Origin of the sequence: Porphyrobacter sp. ULC335, from assembly GCF_025917005.1 — a bacterium.
Lineage (GTDB): Bacteria > Pseudomonadota > Alphaproteobacteria > Sphingomonadales > Sphingomonadaceae > Erythrobacter.
Genome location: NZ_CP078091.1, coordinates 2910986 through 2927986 on the forward strand (window position 1 = coordinate 2910986; position 17001 = coordinate 2927986).

12 protein-coding genes are annotated in these 17001 nt (G+C 65.5%); 5 read left to right on the top strand and 7 right to left on the bottom strand.

The features are described 5' to 3' along the window. Positions 1–66: 66 nt before the first annotated feature. A complete protein-coding gene (locus tag KVF90_RS13995; RefSeq protein WP_264392184.1) occupies positions 67–3405 on the top strand; it encodes a TonB-dependent receptor domain-containing protein in 3339 nt (1112 codons plus the stop codon). An 81-nt stretch (positions 3406–3486) separates the two neighbouring features. Here the strand turns inward: KVF90_RS13995 and KVF90_RS14000 are convergent, their stop codons facing one another. Beyond that, positions 3487–4653: an acyl-CoA dehydrogenase family protein gene (locus tag KVF90_RS14000; RefSeq protein WP_264392185.1), complete on the bottom strand. Its 1167-nt coding sequence runs from the start codon at positions 4651–4653 to the stop codon at positions 3487–3489. Between the two features lie 190 nt (positions 4654–4843). Between KVF90_RS14000 and KVF90_RS14005 the strand changes: the two genes are divergently transcribed. From KVF90_RS14005 to KVF90_RS14015, 3 genes are all read left to right on the top strand, one after another. Beyond that, complete coding sequence (locus KVF90_RS14005; RefSeq protein ID WP_264392186.1) at positions 4844–5209, top strand: ArsR/SmtB family transcription factor; 366 nt, start codon at positions 4844–4846, stop codon at positions 5207–5209. Between the two features lie 25 nt (positions 5210–5234). Next, positions 5235–5900: a carbonic anhydrase gene (locus KVF90_RS14010; RefSeq protein ID WP_264392187.1), complete on the top strand. Its 666-nt coding sequence runs from the start codon at positions 5235–5237 to the stop codon at positions 5898–5900. Between the two features lie 75 nt (positions 5901–5975). Next, entirely contained in the window at positions 5976–7544 is a 1569-nt protein-coding gene (locus KVF90_RS14015) for a SulP family inorganic anion transporter (protein ID WP_264392188.1), read from the top strand. A gap of 14 nt (positions 7545–7558) precedes the next feature. Here KVF90_RS14015 and KVF90_RS14020 read toward each other — a convergent pair whose 3' ends face one another. Both KVF90_RS14020 and KVF90_RS14025 read right to left on the bottom strand, forming a co-directional pair. Continuing rightward, positions 7559–7924, bottom strand: coding sequence for an ArsR/SmtB family transcription factor (locus KVF90_RS14020; RefSeq protein WP_264392189.1), 366 nt, complete (start codon positions 7922–7924; stop codon positions 7559–7561). 37 nt (positions 7925–7961) lie between these two features. Next, positions 7962–9080: a hypothetical protein gene (locus KVF90_RS14025; RefSeq protein WP_264392190.1), complete on the bottom strand. Its 1119-nt coding sequence runs from the start codon at positions 9078–9080 to the stop codon at positions 7962–7964. Positions 9081–9277: 197 nt separating this feature from the next. Between KVF90_RS14025 and KVF90_RS14030 the strand changes: the two genes are divergently transcribed. Next, complete coding sequence (locus tag KVF90_RS14030) at positions 9278–11245, top strand: alkyl/aryl-sulfatase (protein ID WP_264392191.1); 1968 nt, start codon at positions 9278–9280, stop codon at positions 11243–11245. A gap of 16 nt (positions 11246–11261) precedes the next feature. Here the strand turns inward: KVF90_RS14030 and KVF90_RS14035 are convergent, their stop codons facing one another. The 4 genes from KVF90_RS14035 to KVF90_RS14050 all read right to left on the bottom strand — a co-directional run bounded on the left by KVF90_RS14035 (position 11262) and on the right by KVF90_RS14050 (position 16998). Continuing rightward, on the bottom strand, positions 11262–13643 hold the full coding sequence (locus tag KVF90_RS14035) for a glycoside hydrolase family 3 protein (RefSeq protein ID WP_264392192.1): 2382 nt from the start codon (positions 13641–13643) through the stop codon (positions 11262–11264). Positions 13644–13737: 94 nt separating this feature from the next. Further along, the gene (locus KVF90_RS14040; protein WP_264392193.1) at positions 13738–14934 is read right to left on the bottom strand and encodes an MFS transporter; all 1197 of its coding nucleotides are present in this window, start codon (positions 14932–14934) and stop codon (positions 13738–13740) included. Beyond that, entirely contained in the window at positions 14931–15998 is a 1068-nt protein-coding gene (locus KVF90_RS14045; protein WP_264392194.1) for a LacI family DNA-binding transcriptional regulator, read from the bottom strand. Before KVF90_RS14045 ends, KVF90_RS14040 begins: the two co-directional genes overlap by 4 nt. A 22-nt stretch (positions 15999–16020) precedes the next feature. Beyond that, positions 16021–16998, bottom strand: coding sequence for a glycoside hydrolase family 16 protein (locus KVF90_RS14050; protein ID WP_264392195.1), 978 nt, complete (start codon positions 16996–16998; stop codon positions 16021–16023). Between the last annotated feature and the right edge of the window lie 3 nt (positions 16999–17001).

Genomic DNA, 17001 nt, shown 5'->3' on the forward strand with positions numbered 1-17001 from the left:
CAAGGTTCGGCACCGCTCGCTGCGGCGCAGGCCCCTGTCCCGGCCATTTCTACGCGAGGACACACCATGCGCATTTCGAAGTTCACCCTCCAGTCGTCATCGCTTCCCGCCCTCGCGGCGGCCCTGCTGGTCGCAGGCCTTGCCCCGGCAACGGCCAGCGCGCAGGACAGTGTCGCGGAAGACGACCCCGCCGCCGAGGACAAGGCCGAACAGATCGTCGTTACAGGCTCGCGCATCGCGCTCGACGCCGCGACCGAATCCACCAGCCCGGTCACGGTCATCGATGCCGAGTCGATCGCGCTGAGCGGCCAGGTGGATATTGCCACGCAGCTGCGCAACATTCCCGCACTCCAGGGCTCGCTGCCGGGGGCTGACTCGGTCAACCAAGCCGCCGCCGGAGACAGTTCCGACCTTGGCCTCAGCCTGCTCAACCTGCGCCAGCTCGGGTCGGTCCGGACGCTGGTTCTCGAAGACGGTCGCCGCCACGTGCCGGGCACCGGTGGTTCGGCAGCGGTCGATGTCGGCGCGATCCCGCAGGGACGCATCAAGAGCGTGGAAGTGCTGACCGGCGGCGCTTCGTCGGTGTACGGCGCGGACGCTGTGTCCGGCGTCGTCAACTTCACGCTGCGCTCGGGCCGCGATTTCGAAGGGCTTGAATTCAACGTGCAGGGCGGCATTTCCGATGAAGGCGATGCCGAAAACTACAGCATCAGCCTTGCAGGCGGCGGCGAGTTCATGGACGGGCGCGGCAGCGCGGTCTTCTCGGTCGACTACAGCAAGCAGGAAGCGCTGATCGCGTCCGACCGCAGCTTTGCAGGCACAGGGATCTTCGGCCTCGGCTTTGCCAATGATGCGATCTTCGATCTGCTCGGACTGGAGGACGGCGATTTCGGCCTCCCTCCGGGCGAGCGACCCAGCCAGGCTTTCTTCCCCAATGTCACACTGCCGGTTTCGAGCACGCTCGGGATCATCGCCATCGGACGCTTCGATCCCACGTCGCCGACCAGCGCCTTCGATGCGATCAACGCGCTCAACCCGAACGGGTCGGTTCCGACCATTCCCGGCACGAACATTCCGATTGCACAGGTTTTCGATGGCAACACGCTGCGCGCCTTCAATGCGGGCACCTTCGTCGATCCGTTCAACGCTTCGGGCGGTGACGGGATCGGGGGCAACAGCAACGAGCTGATCCTGCCCGAGCTTGAGCAGCTGGTCTTCTCGGCGGGCGCCGATTTCGAGATCACGCCGGGTATCGAGGCCTTCTTCGAAGGCAAGTACGCCCTGACCAAGGGCCGCGATGCGACCGGTACGCCGTTCAACGACGATATTCCGATCCGGCTCGACAACCCGTTCATTCCGACGGCTCTTCGCGCCCAGGCCAACCAGCTTGCGGGTCTGGGGCTGAACAATGATATCCGCGTCTCGCGCGACATTCTCGATATCGACGTTCTGCCGCAGGAAAACACCGAGCGTTCTACCCTTCGCTTCGTGGCTGGTCTGCGCGGCGAGTTCGAGAAGCTCGGGTGGAAGTGGGAACTGTCCTACAATTATGGCCGCACCGAAGTGGAATCGGTGTTCAGCAACACCCGTCTGGATGACCGCTACTTCTACGCGATCGACGCGATTGCGCTGACCAGCGGCAACCTTGCTGCGTTCAATGCGAACAACCGGACCGTCACCGCGATCCGCAACGGCCAGAACGTCCAGATCAACCCGAACACCTCGCAAATCGGCGACATCATCTGCCGTTCCGAGCTTGACGGCACCGCGCCGGGCGTTTCGCCCTTCCCGCGTCCGCCGCGCAACCCGGACGGTACTGGCCGGGCGATCAGCTTCACCCCGCGCACCGGGGTTTGTGCGCCGATCAACATCTTCGGGCCCAACTCGATCAACGGCGCAGGCGCGGACTTCGCCTTTGTCGACATCACCAACTCGACGATCCTGACCCAGCAGCAGCTGCTCGGCTCGATTGCCGGCGATACGGCGGAATTCTTCGAACTGCCCGGCGGTCCGATCGGCTTTGCGGCGGGCTTCGAGTGGCGCAAGGACACCTCGCTGTTCACGCCTTCACCGCTGCAGAATTCGCCCGGCATCACCAGCGGGGTGATCTCGAGCGGCTCGCCGGTCCGGCCCTCGCCCGATTTGCGGTTCCAGGATCCCTCGATCGAGGTCACGGAAGGCTTCGCCGAAGTCCGTCTGCCGCTGCTTGCGGACATGAACTTCATCGACTTGCTCGAAATCAACGGCGCGATCCGTTATTCGGATTACAACACCATCGGCAAGACGCTCGCCTGGACGGCGGGTGGCCGTTACAAGCCGCACGAAACGTTGACCTTCCGCGGCACCTATTCCGTCGCGGTGCGTGCGCCCAACCTTGCCGAACTGTTCGGCCCGGTGACGGCGGCGACTATCGGCCTGCTGGCTGACCCCTGCGCGGCGGCGAACATCAACAACGGCAGCACGTTCCGCGCAGCGAACTGTCTCGAGTTTGTGCCGGTCGGCTTCAACCCTGCCAACTTTGCTTCGGCATTCCGTCCGGGCACGACCGGCGGCAACCCGAACTTGCAGGAAGAAGAAGCAACCACCTTCACCGCCGGTTTCGTCTGGGAGCCGCAGGGCGTTCTGGACGGTCTCAACGTGATCGCCGACTACTACGACATCGATATCACCGGCGCGGTGGGCTCGCTGACCGGCGTGCAGATTGCGGCAGCCTGCGTCGACTTGCCGACCACCGACAACCAGTTCTGCCGGCAGATCACCCGCAACGCGACGACCGGGGTGATCGACAACTTCACCGCCGGTAACGTCAACCTGGGCTCGCTCGCAGTGCGCGGGATCGACTTCGCAGCGACCTACGAGTTCGATGTGCCGTTCGGAACCGATCTCGGCACGATCAACCTTGCGGTCTCCGGCACCCGCTTCCTCGAAAACACCCAGATCTTCAGTGCAACTCCGGGAACGGCCAATCCCGACCCGCTGATCGCTGAACAGGACCGGATCTCGCAGGCGATCGACAACGACAATCTCGGCGAGTTCGGCAATCCGGAATGGATCGCCAATCTCGGCGTGACCTGGAACAAGGACGCCTTCACGCTCGGCTGGAGCGGGCGGTTCGAAAGCAGCCAGCTTTCGCCCGGTGTCGACAACATCGAGGTCGTCGACGTGGTGATCGAAGGCGGCAAGGTCGTCGTCAAGCCCGACAACGGCTTCGTGCCGCTGGTGCAGCGCGACACCGGCAGCTCGATGGTGAGCGACTTCTTCGGCAGCTACGACTTCTCGGACAAGTTCAGCCTCTATGGCGGTATCAACAACGCCTTCGACCGCGATCCCTACCTCGGCAGCCTGGTGCGTCCGATCGGTGTGCGCGGCCGGTTCTTCTACGTCGGCATCCGCGGCTCGTTCTGAGGTCTGAGGACTGACAAAAAAGGGGCGGGACAGCTTATCGGCTGTCCCGCCCCTTCTCGTTTGCTGTGCGGTTGGTCTCGCTTATTCGTAAGTCCCCAGCAGCGCGCGGGCGACGACCCAGTTGTGGATCTCGCTCGGGCCATCATAGATGCGCATGGTGCGCAGCTTGTTGCTCATCAGGTACAGCGGCAGTTCGCGCGTCATCCCCATCCCGCCGAACAGCTGCATCGCGTGATCGACGATCTCGTAGGCGCTCTCGGTGCAGAAGCTCTTGATCATCGAGATTTCGCTGCGGGTGTCACGCCCCTCGTCGATCTTCCACGCGCAGTCATAGGTCATCAGCCGCATCGCGTGGATCTTGGTCGCGGCGTCGGCGATCCAGTTCTGCACCGTCTGGCGCGATGACAGCGGCTTGCCGAAGGTGGTGCGCTGCGGCGCGTAATCGATCATCATCTCCATCGCGCGCTGCGCCATGCCGATCGACCATGATGCCATCTCGATCCGCCGCGTGCCCAGCCGCACCTGCATCGGCGCGAAGCCCTGACCGCGTGTGCCCAGCAGCTTCCAGCCCGGCACCCGGCAATCGTCGAGCGCGATTTCATAGGTCGCCGTGCCATCGATCATCGGGATCTTGCGCAGCACGTTGAAGCCGGGCGTGTCACGGTCGACAAGAAAGGCCGACATGCCGTTGCGGCCATTGGGGTTCTTGTCGGTGACCGCCATCAGGATCGTGAAATCGGCCTCGGCGCCCTTGGTGATCCAGATCTTGCGGCCGTTGATGATCCAGTCGTCGCCGTCCTGCACCGCAGTGGTCTTCATCCCCTGCGGGTCGGCGCCTGCACCGGGTTCCGAAATGCCGATCGCGCTGATCGTCTCGCCGCGCACATAGGGTTCGAGATAGGCTTCGCGCTGGCGCTCATCGGCGGCAACCATCAGCATCCGCAGGTTCGGCGAATCGGGCGGGAGGTAATAGGGGACGACCGTCTTGCCGAGCTCCTCGCTGACGCCGACCATCGCCACCATGGGCAGGTTCATGCCTCCCACTTCCTCGGGCGCATCCAGGCCCCACAGGCCCAGTTCGCGGCTGACGGCATCGACCTTGGCGGTCTCCTCGGCGTTGAGATAGGTGCCCTCGCCCTTGTTCTCGCGGGCCATAACGGTCTGTTCGAAGGGCATCAGCTGATCGCGCACGAACTTGCCGACCAGCTCCTTGAGCATCGCGTGTTCGTGGCTGAGCTCGAAATTCATGTCTCTCTCGTCCCTGTCCTTGTGGGGTTTGCGGCGCCCCTGACACCACACATTACGCAAGCTGTCACCCGCAGGATTGAGGAGGAAGGGCAAATTCCTGCCGGTGACACGCCCGCTTGACCAATGATGCGAAGTTACATAGCTTCAAGCGTGCAAATATGCAGGAGTTTGCATCTTTGAGGAGAGCGTCATGCCCAGCAGGCTGATCGTATCGCGCGAACTCGCCGATCTGTTCCGGCTGCTCGCCCATGCCGACCGTCTGCGTTTGGTCGAGGAATTGCGGCTGGGCGAGAAAGACGTGACCGGCCTTGCCGCCGCGCTCGATCTGCCCGCCACCCGCGTTTCCCAGCACCTTGCCCTGCTCCGCGCCCAGCGGCTCGTTGAAGAGCGGCGCGATGGGCGCAACCACTTCTACTGCCTGTCCCGCCCCCACCTTGCCGACTGGATCATCGACGCGCTGCCCTTCGTCGATATCCGCCAGCGGCTGGAGGAGGCCGAACATATCGACGCCGCGCGCGCCCTGTGGAGCGTGCCGGACCCCAATTCGTCTCACTGACAGACCTATCGAAAGGATACCCCGAATGCCCAGTTTTGCCCAAGGCGTGGTCAAGTTCCAGCGCGAGGTCTTTCCCGAGAAGCAGGAACTGTTCGAACGCCTCAGCACCGGCCAGAGCCCCGAAGCGCTGTTCATCACCTGCTCGGACAGCCGGATCGAGACCGCGATGCTCACCCAGACCGATCCGGGTGAACTGTTCATCTGCCGCAACGCGGGCAACATCGTCCCCCCGCATACCAACCAGACTGGCGGCATGACCGCCTCGATCGAATTCGCGATCGGCGCGCTGCGCATCCCCAACATCGTGATCTGCGGCCACACTGAATGCGGCGCGATGAAGGGGGCGATGAACCGCGCCGCGTTGACCAACCTGCCGCACGTGCGCGAATGGCTCGGCTATTCGCAGGGCGCGGTCGATATAGTCGAGGCGATTGGCGCAGGGCTCGACCCGGATGCCAAGATGCGGATGCTGCTCGAACAGAACGTCATCCTGCAATTGCAGCACCTCAAGACCCACCCGACGGTCGCCGTGGCGCTGGCGCAGAAGGCGGTGAAACTGCACGGCTGGGTCTACGACATCAAGACCGGCGAAGTGTCGGCCTTTGACGACGCCACCGGCACCTGGGTTTCGGTCGAAGAGCGTTACGCTGCCGACCTCGCCAACTCGGTGATCGCGCACCACGCCTGCTAACACGAGTGTAGGCTGCCCCCTCGGCCCGCCCTCCTCCCTGCCCATGACAATTCCTTCCCACGGAGCCGCCCCGCTATGCTCGCCCCTGCTGCCGACCGCCTGACGCCTGCCGTGATGGGGCGTGATTTCCTTGCCTCTATCGTGGTGTTTCTGGTCGCCCTTCCGCTGTGCATGGGCATCGCGATTGCCTCGGGCGCGCCGCCCGCGCTGGGGCTGGTCACCGGGATCGTCGGCGGGTTGGTGGTGGGCAGCCTTGCCGGATCGCCCTTGCAGGTCAGCGGGCCTGCGGCAGGCATGGCGGTGCTGGTCTATCAGCTGGTGCAGGAACACGGCCTCATCATGCTCGGTGTGGTCGGGTTGATTGCGGGCGCGCTGCAATTGCTGGCGGGCGTGTTCCGGCTGGGCCAGTGGTTCCGGGCGATTTCGCCTTCCGTGATCCACGGGATGCTGGCGGGGATCGGCGTGTTGATCCTGTTCTCGCAGCTGCACGTGATGCTCGACGATGCCCCGCGCGCCAACGGGTTGCTCAACATCGCAGCCATTCCCGAAGCGATCATCAAGGTCTTCCCGGTTGACGGTTCGGTGCATCACCTCGCGGCGATGGCGGGGATCGTTACCATCGCCACCATCGTGCTGTGGAACCAGTTCAAGCCCAAGAAGCTCGCGCTGATCCCGGGGCCGCTGCTTGGCGTGCTGGTCGGCACCGCCTTCGCGATTGCCTTTGCCTTGCCGATCACGCTGGTGGAACTGCCCGCGACGCTGACGAGCGGCCTCAACATTCCGACGGCCGAGGCTTTCGCCGGCATCACCAACCCCGACATTCTGACGCTCGGCCTGGTCTTCGCCTTCGTCGCCAGCGCAGAGACGCTGCTGTGCGCCACGGCGGTCGACAAGATGCACGTCGGCACGCGCACCGATTACGATAAGGAACTGCGCGCGCAGGGCATCGGCAACATGATCTGCGGCGGACTTGGCGCGCTGCCGATGACCGGCGTGATCGTCCGCTCTGCCGCCAATGTCGAAGCGGGGGCAACCACGCGCATATCGGCAATCCTGCACGGCGGGTGGCTGCTGCTGGCGGTCGCCGCCTTCCCCTTCATCCTCAACGAAATCCCGACCTCGGTGCTGGCCGCGATCCTTGTCTATACCGGGTACAAGCTGGTCAACGTCGCGCAGATCCGCAAGATCGCCGAATTCGGACGTCAGGAGCTGGTGATCTACTTCGCAACGCTGATCGGGGTGGTGGCGATTGATCTTCTGACCGGCGTGGTGCTCGGCTTCGGCCTTGCCACGCTAAAGCTGGTCTACACCTTCTCGCACCTCGACATCCGGCGCGAGCATGATGCCGAGACCAACCGCGTCGATCTGTGGATGACGGGTTCGGCGACGTTCTTCTCGATCCCGCAGCTTGGACAGGCGCTCGAAAGCTCGCCCTTCGGGTCAGAGGTGCACATCCATGTCGAGATGCTCGATTATATCGACCACGCCTGTCTGGAGATGCTGTCTTCTTGGGAGAAGCTGCACCAGAGCACCGGCGGAACGCTGGTGGTCGAATGGCGCGAACTGGTCGAACGCTACGGACGGCGCTCGGAAGATCCGACCAAGACCGATATTCCCGGCCTGATGATCCGCCCCGCGGCCTGACGCGGGCGGAGGAGTCAGATAGCGGGTTCGGTAGCCTCGGCCTGCCACAGCTGCTTGGCGTGCTGGATATCGACCGGGGTCGCGCGGCTCAGGCGGTGGGCGATAAAATCGATGCCTTCGATCAGCCACAACGCCAGATCGGGCTGGGCCAGGCGGTAAACGCGCTTCTGGCCGTGCGTCTCGGTCTCGACCAGTGCGATCGCGCGCAGCACACCCAGATGCTGCGACACACGCGTCGGCGAAATTTCCAGAGCGTCGCCAATATCGTTCACCGTCATCTCGCCCGCTTGCAGCTTGAGCAACAGGCGAATGCGGTCCGGATGGGAAATCTGCCGCAGCACATGTGCCAATTCATTTGCAACGATCTTGCGGCTTGGCATGGAAACGACCTTTCTGGCGGGACGAAACGAGCGATTTTCAGGACACAACGCGTAAGCCGGGCACTTGGCTCCCAACAATTGCATTTTGTGCAAATTTTAATGCGCGCCAGCCCTGCTGCGGGCGGCGGCTGGCGGCGGAATCCTGCCCCAGCAGGGCGAGAAACTCGCTATCGCGCACTTCCTTGGCATAGGGCGCATCGCCGCCGCGACCGGTCGTGGTGACGCCGCTATCGCGCAGCCGCGACCACGCGTCATGCAACCGCCACGCCGCGCGGCCCGCGCCCGCTTCGTGCAAGGTCAGCGCCAGTGCATGGATCAGCGCCGGTGCATCAAGCGGTGAGCGGGTCATCGCCTCGCCCGGCGTTTCGCTGGTCACCAGGCGGAGATGGTCTTGCGCGAACCACAGCATCGGCCATGCCTTGCGCACGCCGCTGGCCTCGGCCAGCAGGGTGAAGATGATGCTGCGCACATCGGGCATGGCGATGATCGCATCCCACGGCGCGCGGCCCGACATCAGCGGCGCAAGCGCGTCCTCGATCGTGAGGATATCCAGCTCCAGCCCCTCGCGGGTCAGCCCCTTGCCCGCAGCCAGCAGCTGCCGGGCGAGCGCATTGCGCTGGCGGGCATGGAGGATGATCGCCACCCGCTCGCGCCCTTCGGCCCGCGCCGTGCGGAGCATCGCCTTCATCACCGCGGCGCGCGGCAGTGGGGCGCTTCCCGCTTCCTCGGCGATGCAGGTGGCGGGGTGCGGGCTCATCAGCACCACATCGATCCCGCTCTGGCCCGGCGCACAGCCGCGTGCGTGTTCGATCAGATAGCTGGCAACAAATTGCGCTTCGGGCAGCCCGGGAAGGCCGCCATGCTGGAAGGCGGCCGGGCTCCAGCCGATCCACGGTGCAAAGACCGGCGCAGGGCGCGAGCCTTGCCCGCCAGCCAGCGCCCACTCCGCCATCCGCGGCAGGCGGCCGCGCGCGGCAGGCGCATATTCGGCGTCGATCCCCAGCCACGTCAGCAAACCGTCGATCCCCGCCTGCCAGTCTTCCGGCACCGCATGACCCGGCTGCGCCAAGCGGAAGCGCGATGTCACCAATGTGAGCTGCGGCGCGCGATGACTGGCGTTCGGGAAGCTGTCTGTGATCTGACTGCTCTGGTCCATGCGCCGGTCCTTCAGGTGTGGGGAGGAGAAGTAGGGGCCTGTTAGACGCGCCGAGATGATCAGAAAAATTCAATCTTTCTTCGCAAACGTTCCATAATATGAATGATTGAAGACATGTGTCCCTGTTCAACCTGCCGCTTGAAACTGTGTCGCTGCACGGGCATCACAGGCGCGGGAGAAGAGGGGTAACAACAACAATGAATATTGCAGGATTGCGCGCAGGCGCGGCGCTCGCACTGGTTGTGGCGGCGCAAGCAGGCGCATCAGCGCAGGACGCGCCCGCCGGGGCGACCCAGGCCACCCGCTTCGAGCATCTCGTGACAGCGAAGGCGCTTCCGCCCGAAGGCACGCGCGATGCGGATTTTTCTACCCGCGGCTTCCTTGCCACCCGCGCCGATCCGGTGATTCTGGATGCCAATGGCAAGCCGGTCTGGAACCTTGACGCCTATGCCTTCGTCACCGGCCCCGCGCCCGAGACGGTGAACCCCAGCCTGTGGCGACACATGACCCATCTCAAGCATCACGGGCTGTATCAGGTGACCGCCAACGTGTGGCAGGTGCGCGGGTTCGATGTGTCGAACATGACGATCATCCGCGGCGCGACCGGCTGGATCATCATCGACCCGCTGACCAGCACAGAAGCCGCCAAGGCAGCGCTTGATGTGGTCAACCAGACCTTGGGCGAGCGGCCGGTCAGCGCAGTGATCTATTCGCACAGCCACGGCGACCACTTCGGCGGCGTGCGCGGCGTGGTCGATGCCGAGGCGGTCAAGGCGGGCCGCGTACCGGTGATCGCGCCCAAGGGCTTCATGGAGGAAGCGACGTCGGAAAACGTCATGGCAGGCGGCGCGATGATGCGCCGTGCCTCCTACCAGTTCGGCACCGGCCTTGCCCCCGGCGTGACCGCACAGATGGGCAGCGGCATCGGCAAGGGGATTTCGGCAGGCACCCTGTCGCTGATCCCGCCAACCGACACCATCGCCGCAACCGGCGAGACGCGGGTGGTGGACGGCGTTGGGCTCGAATTCCAGATGGTATCAGGCACCGAAGCTCCCGCGGAGTTCAACGTCTTCGTCCAGCCGGAAAAGACCTTCCTCGCCGCCGAAATCGCCACCTGCAGCCTGCACAATATCCTGACCCCGCGCGGCGCCAAGGTGCGCGACGCGCGGGCTTGGGCGCATTATCTCGATGAAGCCGCGATCCGTTACGCTCCGCAGAGCGATGCGGTGATCTCCAGCCATTGCTGGCCGATCTTTGGCCGGGCAGAAGGCACCGCATGGATCACCGCACAGCGCGACAATTACCGTTGGCTCCACGATCAGACCGTGCGGCGCATGAACCGCGGCGAGACCATGGACGAAATCGCCGAGGCGCTCGAAAAGTCGCCGCCGCGCATCAATGGCGAGGAATGGTCGACGCGCGGATATTACGGCACGATCAGCCACAACGCCAAGGCGATCTACCAGTTCTATCTCGGCTGGTATGATGCTGTCCCCGCAAACCTCCACCCCCACCCGCCGGTCGAGCGCGCTTACCGGCTGGTCGAGGCGCTGGGCGGCGAGGAGCGCACCTTCGAACTGGCCGAGACCGCGTTCAAGCGGGGCGATTACCGCTGGTCATCCGACCTCCTTCAGAACCTCGTCTTTGCCGCGCCTGAGAATGCCGCCGCCAAGGGGCTGCTGGCGAAGTCCTACGAACAACAGGGCTATCAGGCCGAAAGCGCGATCTGGCGCAACCAGTTCCTAGCTGCGGCGAATGACCTCAGGCGCGGACGGGCCGAGGGCAGCGCGGCGCAGAGCAATGACATGGTCGCCGCGATTTCGACGCAGGAGCTGCTCGATTCCGCCGCGACCCGCTTTGCCCCCGAACGCCCCAGCGCGCGCAATTTCACCATCGCCATCGATATTCCCGACCGCAAGGAACAGGCGGCGCTGGAGGTTGGCGGGGAAGTGATGATCGGTCGCACCGGCGCGCTGCCAGCCGAGGCCGATGTCACCATCCGCGGCCCGCGCCGTGCGGTGCTGGCGCTGCTGTTCGTGAAGATGCCGGTCAGCGCGGTGCAGGCCATGCCCGGTGTCACGATCGAAGGCGATCTTGTCGCCTTGCAGACGCTGGTCGACGCGCTGGATCCGCTGCCGCACGGTTTCGACATCGTGACGCCGTGAGGTTTGGAGGCGTGCTCTAGAACGAGCACTCCGCCGTCGCCGCGCTGTCGTCGCGGGTGATCTCGCTGATCTGGAACGCGAAGGGGGCTACGGAGGAGAAGGTGAGCTTGCCACCCGCGCTGCCGAGGCATGCGGGTGTCAGCACCATCTCGCGCCAGCCCTTGCCCTCGGCCACGGAAAGCCCCTGCGTGATGTCGAGCGGCTGGCCGCCCGCCGTCACCGTGACCGGCCCTGCGGGACGACTGCTGACCAGATAGGAAATACGCCACGCCGCGCCGCTGTCCGGCCCGGTCAGGCTGAGCTTGGTGCCGGGGCCGAAGGCGATACGGCGTGCATCTTCCTGCGCCTTGCGGTCGACACCGGTGACGACCACGCCGTTGCCTGCGCCGCGCAGATCGGGGAGCAGCGCATTATCGGCAACCGCCTGCACCTGCGCGCCCAGCTTGCCATTGGCGAACCATGTCGCACCCGCATCATGGGTGAGCGCAGCGCAGGTCTCGTCTGCAGGAAACAGCGCCGGCGATGGGGCATCGTAGCGTAGCCCGTAGCCCATGCCGAACAGCGTGTCCTTGCCCTGATGGACGCCGCCGCCTTCGCAGACGCCGGGCCAGTTGAACGAGAGCCGCCCGCTGGGCTGGACGGCGCCGAACAGCACGTCGGCCACGCCGGCTCCCTCGCTGCCCGGCAGCCACGAAGCGACAAAGGCATCAGCCGCGTTGAGCTCGCGGTTGACCCACAAGGGGCGGCCCGACAGGAACACGGCGACAGTCTTGATCCCGCGCGCGCGATACGCCTTGAGGAGGTTCAGTCCCTCCTCGTCGCGGAAGGCGAGATCCTTCCGGTCGCCGACGAATTCGGCATAGGGTTGCTCGCCGAAGACGACGATGGCGATGTCGGGCTTGCTCGCAGCACTGCCCTTGGGCGCGAGCACAGCTTCGCTGCCAGCGGCCTTGGCCGCGGCGGCAATCCCGCTCCAGATCGAGGTCGCGCCGGGGAAGTCCGCAGCAGTCAGATCACCCCCGCCCTGCCACGTCACCGACCAGCCACCGGCTTGCTGCGGGATGTTGTCGGCAGCGGCCCCGGCCACCTCGATCCGCGCGCCAGCCTTCAGCGGCAATACGCCCGCATTCTTGAGGATCACCTGCGATTTTGCCACCGCCTCGCGGGCCAGCGCGCGGTGGTCTGGCGATCCGAGCAGCTCCCACTTGCCGCCATTGGTGCGCGCGGAGGGCTTCACTTCGCCATCAAGAATGCCGAGCGCCTGCTTCATCCGAAGCACCCGCAGCACCGCTTCATCGAGGCGGGCCATCGGGATCGTCCCGTCCTTGATCTGCCGCACCAGCGACGCATGAAGCGCCTTCCAGTCCTCGGGCACCATATAGACATCGAGGCCAGCCAGCAGCGCCTGCGGGCAATCGGAATTGGTGCAGCCCTTGATCTGGCCATGACCGTTCCAGTCTCCGACCACGACCCCCTCGAAGCCGAGATTGCCGCGCAATTCATCAGTCAGCAGCGGCTTGTTACCGTGCATCTTGGTGCCATTGATCGAGTTGAAGCTGGCCATCACGCTGGCCACGCCCGCGTCGATCGCGGCGGGGTATGGCGCGGCGTGGATGGCCATCAGTTCCTTGAGGTCGCCGTTGACGTCCCCCTGATCGACGCCCTGCGCGGTGCCGCCATCACCGAAGTAATGCTTTGCGGTGGCAGCGACCTTGCCCTGCCCGAGGAAGCCGGTCGCGCCTGCGCGGCCCTGCAACCCTTCGATCATCGCCGCGCCGTAGCGGGTGACAAGCTCGGGGTTGGCCGAATAGCTTTCGTAGGTGCGGCCCCAGCGCGCGTCGCGCGCGACCGCGACGGTGGGCGCGAAGGTCCAATCGAGCCCTGTCACTTCAATCTCGACCGCGGTGGCCGCGCCGATGCGGCGGATCAGATCGGTGTCGAAGGTCGCCCCCAGAGCGATGTTGTGCGGAAAGACCGTCGCGCCCGGCACATTGGCATGGCCGTGCACCGCATCGGTCGCCCACAGCGCGGGGATTGCGGGCTCACCATCGGGGAGCGGCGCGGTGGAGGCTTCCCAATATTCGTCGGCCAGCTTCAGCCAGTCCGCCGCGGGGGCCTTGTCATTGCCATAGGGGCCGGAATTGCCGCCGTTGAGAATCGTGCCGAAGCGGTATTGGCGCATGTCGGCAGGGGTGATCGAGCCGATGTCGGGCTGGATGATCTGCGCGACCTTGCGCTCGATACTCATCGCCGCGAGCAAGGCTTCCGGGCTGTTCGCCGCAGGAGCGGCCACCACCGGCGCGCTGGCCGATTGTACCTCGGGTGCGACGCTGCACCCCGCCAGAAGCCCACCCAGCGCGGCGCCGCACGCCAGCCGACCCAACCCGTTACGCGCCATCACGCCAGACCCTCCCAGACCCGTAGTATTCTTTTGAGAACGTTATCAAGCTATGCCGCCGCGCGCCCATCTTGGCAAGCGTCAAGCGCGGGGCTCAGGCACGCCGAAAAACCTGTCCGAGCAGCGCCGCGCTGGTCAGCGAAAGACCCGCGAACAGCACGAACAGCGCGGCATAGCCGAACTGCGGCACCAGCATAACCGTCAAACCGGGCATGACCATCCCCGGCACGGTGTTGGTAAGGTTGAACACGCCCAGATCCCGCCCGCGGTTTTGCGGGGCGGGCAGCACGCGCAAGGTCTGGCTGGCGTGCAGAGCGAGGAAAATCGCCGCCGCCACCGCGAACAGCACATAGCCCGCAATCGCCCATGCCAGCGTGCCCGCGGCCGCCATCACCAGCATCCCGGCGGCACACAATATCGCACTCGCCACCAGCGGCCGTACCGGCCTCGCGTTGCGGTCAGACCAGCGCCCGAGGATCAGCGACAGCGGCACCGCACAGACCAGCACCGCGCTGAAGATATTGGCGACGCCGTGTTCGGGATAACCGGGCGCGATCGAGCGCAGCCAGTACAGGAGAAAGGCGAACATCCCGCCCTCGGCCACCTGCACCAGCAGGCGCGCGGCCCACATCCGCAGCACCACCCGGTCGCGCACGGCAAACGGCCCGGCGGTCTCGGCGGGCGCCATCAGCGCAGGACGCTCGCGCCCTCCCCCCAACAATACGGCAGGCAGCACCAGCGCGCTCACCAGCAGGGCGACCAGCATCAGCCGCGCCCCCGGCTCGACCAGCCCGGCATAGGTGACCAGCGATCCCGCCAGCGCCCCCAGCGCGGGGGACAAGGCCAGCGCCCCGCCCAGCACGCCTTTCTGCTCATCGGGAAAGCAGTCTCCCGCCCAGGCCATCAGCGGGGCGAGCATCAGGTTGAGCGCCACCTGCCAGACCATCACCAGCACCACCAGCTCGCGCACCGATCCGGCCTCGCCCACCACCAGCAGAAGGGCGTTGGACGCGATCAGCCCCGCGATGATCCACGGACGGCGCACGCGGGTGCGGTCACTGAGCATCCCGACCGCGATGTTGGCAAGGCTCGCCATCACCGCACCAAGGAAGGTCACCTGCGCCAGCGCTGCGATGTCCTCTCCGCCTTGCAGATCGGCGATGCGCTGCGGCAGAAGTACGGTGAGCAGCGGGACATAGGCGACCGCGCCCCCCGCAGCGGCGAGCGCGAACAGGGCGAGGAACCAGCGGGGCTGGCGTTCGGGGGGCTCAGCGGCCTGGGGGGCGTTCAAGCCCGGTCCGATGGCGAAGCGGGCGGCGGCGCCGTTGAGGAACGCTCGACCAGTCCTGCCGCAACTTCGATCACCGCGTCCTCGTGCCCGTCTGGCCCTCGTGCGATGAGCTGTTCGACCGCGCGGGCGACCGTTTCGGCAATCGGCTGATCGATGGCGGTGAGCGGCGGCTGCGTGAAACGCACGATCGGGGTGTTGTCGAAGGAAATCAGCGACAGATCGTGCGGAACGCTGAGCCCCCTGTCGCGGGCGACTTCCAACGCGGCGAGAGCCATCTGGTCGGACGAGGCGATAATCGCGGTGCAATCGGGCATGCGATCAAGCAGCGCGCGCGCCGCGCGGGTGCCGCTCTCATAACCGAAGTCGCCCACTTCCAGCAGGCCCTCATGCGACAAGCCCGCCTCGGCCAGAGCGCGTTTCCAGCCCTCGATCCGCCAGCCGGACAGGCTGTATTGCGAAGGCCCGGCGATCATCGCGATGCGGCGGTGGCCCAATTCGGCAAGGCGGGTGGTGGCAAGGTGCGCCGCGCCCGCATCGCCCATCGTCAGCGCAAAACCCGGCCCCGGAGCGTCCGATCCGATTCGCGCGAAGGGAATGCCCCGTTCGGCCAGCAGTTCGGTGATCAGGCGGTTTTCCGAGTGCGGGGGTGTGAGGATCACACCGTCGGGCTGCAACGCGGAAAGCGCCGCGCCCAGCTCGCGCTCGACATGATCGGAATGCGTGTCGACCAGTTCGACCATCATCCGGTAGCCATGCTTGGAACAGGTCAAAATCCCGCCGAGCAACATCTGGTCGACCCAGTCCGTCCCGCGCCGTTCGCGCCAGTCGGCCAGCGTGCGCTCGCGGTCGTTGATGGCAAGGATGATGTAGGAGCGCGATCCGCTCATCCGTTGCGCCGCAAGGCTGGGGACGTAACCCAGCCGCTCGATCGAGGCGCGCACCTTGTCGCGCAATTGCGGGCGCACGTTGGGGCCACCGTTCACCACCCGGCTTACGGTCTGGAGCGAGACCCCCGCATCCTCCGCGACGTCCCTGATTGTGACTGTCTTGCGCACCCGCGCCATTGCCCGTTGATTCCCGTCCAGATTACCGGATGCACGCACGCCCCGTGTCAGGGTCGCTGGCGCAGCGGTAAACCCTTATCCAATCCACTGCGAATTGCGCGGGAAAGCTCTTCGCGGCAAGCCCCTTGGCATTGTTTTCTTCCGACAAACGCCCGCCCACGGCAAGGTTTGCCATGATGTAGAACGGTTGGTCGAAGGGCGCGGCGGGGTTGCCCTTGGCGCTCTGGGCCGCGGTGCTCCACTGGTCGGCCGTCACCGTGAGGTGCACCCGGTCATCGACGAGGAAGCGGATCAGCCCCTCTCCCCATTCCACCGCATAGACGTGGAAATCGTCCGAAGGCAGGGCAAGGCCGGGCAGTGTGTTGCGGTGATCGACGAAGCGGTTCTGCGGCGAAAAATCGCCGAAATGCAGCGCGCTGATGGTGCGGTTCTCGCCCTTGCCGCCTTCGCAGACCTTGCACTTCGCGCCGATATTGACCGCTTCGAGAATGTCGATCTCGCCCGATCGCGGCCATTGGCCATAGGCGGGATTGTCAGGCATCATCCAGATCGCGGGCCAGGTGCCCTGCCCCGCCGGCACGCGCGCGCGCGCCTCGATCCGGCCATAGCGCCAGGCGTGAAGGCCGATGGTGCGCACCTTGCCCGAGGTGTGGGACTGGACAAGAGTGGGGTTGGGATTGTCGGCAATCTCTGGCGGGCGCGCGGGGCCGGCAAAGCGCTCCTTGCGCGCCTTCAGCAGCAGCATCCCGTTCTCGACCGCGATATTCTCGGGCCGGTCGGTATAGCACTGGCGCTCGGCATTGCCGCCGCCCCAGCACGAAACCTCGGGCGTCCACTTGGTACGGTCAAGCGCGGTTCCTTCGAACTCGTCGGCCCACACCAACTCCCACCCCGCCCCTTCGCGCGGTGCGATGGCCTGTTCGGGCGCGGGTGGCGCCGCCCCCAAAAGCAGCAGGGCCGCTGTCAGCGTCCCCGCCTTCAGCAGCCCTGCCTTTGTCATGTT

Bases quoted from the DNA above. Each gene is read 5' to 3' on its own strand.
- KVF90_RS13995 (WP_264392184.1), top strand. From the start codon at position 67: ATGCGCATTTCGAAGTTCACCCTCCAGTCGTCATCGCTTCCCGCCCTC.
- KVF90_RS14000 (WP_264392185.1), bottom strand. From the start codon at position 4,653: ATGAATTTCGAGCTCAGCCACGAACACGCGATGCTCAAGGAGCTGGTC.
- KVF90_RS14005 (WP_264392186.1), top strand. From the start codon at position 4,844: ATGCCCAGCAGGCTGATCGTATCGCGCGAACTCGCCGATCTGTTCCGG.
- KVF90_RS14010 (WP_264392187.1), top strand. From the start codon at position 5,235: ATGCCCAGTTTTGCCCAAGGCGTGGTCAAGTTCCAGCGCGAGGTCTTT.
- KVF90_RS14015 (WP_264392188.1), top strand. From the start codon at position 5,976: ATGCTCGCCCCTGCTGCCGACCGCCTGACGCCTGCCGTGATGGGGCGT.
- KVF90_RS14020 (WP_264392189.1), bottom strand. From the start codon at position 7,924: ATGCCAAGCCGCAAGATCGTTGCAAATGAATTGGCACATGTGCTGCGG.
- KVF90_RS14025 (WP_264392190.1), bottom strand. From the start codon at position 9,080: ATGGACCAGAGCAGTCAGATCACAGACAGCTTCCCGAACGCCAGTCAT.
- KVF90_RS14030 (WP_264392191.1), top strand. From the start codon at position 9,278: ATGAATATTGCAGGATTGCGCGCAGGCGCGGCGCTCGCACTGGTTGTG.
- KVF90_RS14035 (WP_264392192.1), bottom strand. From the start codon at position 13,643: ATGGCGCGTAACGGGTTGGGTCGGCTGGCGTGCGGCGCCGCGCTGGGT.
- KVF90_RS14045 (WP_264392194.1), bottom strand. From the start codon at position 15,998: ATGGCGCGGGTGCGCAAGACAGTCACAATCAGGGACGTCGCGGAGGAT.
- KVF90_RS14050 (WP_264392195.1), bottom strand. From the start codon at position 16,998: ATGACAAAGGCAGGGCTGCTGAAGGCGGGGACGCTGACAGCGGCCCTG.